We start from the raw sequence: 1,010 nt of genomic DNA, 5'->3' as shown, positions 1-1,010 counted from the left end.
AAACTATCGCTGTGGATTTTATAATTATCCGGAATACCTGCGGCTTTATTAAAATCACTTGTAAAAAAGCCATCTTTATCAACTCCGTATCCTAATACTTCACCTACCTTTTTATCATCTGCTTTATTGTCTACTTTTTTAATCTCGTTATTTGTTTCTTTTTTGCTTATATTAGTTATTTGATATGTTGAATAAGAATTTATTTTCATAATTATTCCTTTAGGTAGGGTTCTATTAGAACCCTAATGCAAAATTACCATGCCTTCTAGCTGTTTCTGTATAAATATAATTTTTTGCTTGTAAATTTTTTACAGCACTTTCTACCCAAGAATTAATTATGCCTCTAGCTTTACCAGTTGTAAAATCAACAGCTCTTGCATTTAAACTATAACTATAGGCTCTTCCAAATAATTGTGGTGTTTTTGTCTGAGTAAATGCTATTCCAACCACTTCGTTTGGCAATACACCCTTTAACGAATCACTATAAGCATTTTTTTGAAAAATTGTAGGGCTACTACCTGAACTAAAATCAGTATTATATCCTGAAATAGCTTCAAGCATCTTTTCATTATAATCATACTCTACCTTAAAAATTGTTTGTAACATAAATGAATTATTAATAGCAGTTCCTACATATCTAAAAACATACCCGCCATGAACTTTATTCATCTCTTCAGTATTTAAAACTTTAACACCTAATGAATTATCACTTATAGCACCTTTGCTAATATCTGCTAATAAATCATTAGCATTAGCACTTAAGCCTAAAACGGCAACTAAAGATAAAACTTTTAATGTTTTCTTAAACATTATCTCTCCTTTGTTTTAAAATAAAATCTCATAATACTTTAACTAATTTTAAATAAAACTTAATATTAAAAATATTATTAATATTTGTTACTTTTCGTAATATTTTTAAATAATTCATAATTTTAAATTCCTTTAAAATTAATAGAATTTGAAATAGAAATTTAAACTTTTATATCAAATAAACTTATATTTTTTTGGCT

Annotated in this window: 1 protein-coding gene and 1 pseudogene; both read right to left on the bottom strand. The window is 26.1% G+C overall.

Features of this window, described 5'->3' with window-relative positions; translation table 11 throughout:
• A pseudogene (locus AVBRAN9331_RS09705) lies at positions 1–209 on the bottom strand (hypothetical protein); the annotation flags it as partial.
• A 25-nt stretch (positions 210–234) separates the two neighbouring features.
• Positions 235–810 carry a hypothetical protein gene (locus tag AVBRAN9331_RS09700; RefSeq protein ID WP_214119681.1) on the bottom strand — a complete coding sequence of 192 codons (576 nt, stop codon included), beginning with the start codon at positions 808–810 and terminating at the stop codon, positions 235–237.
• Between the last annotated feature and the right edge of the window lie 200 nt (positions 811–1,010).

The sequence above is a fragment of the Campylobacter sp. RM9331 genome (assembly GCF_020137685.1).
Classification (GTDB): Bacteria; Campylobacterota; Campylobacteria; order Campylobacterales; family Campylobacteraceae; genus Campylobacter_E.
The sequence above is the reverse complement of the archived record's forward strand: the minus strand, read 5'-3'. Positions and strand labels throughout refer to the sequence as shown.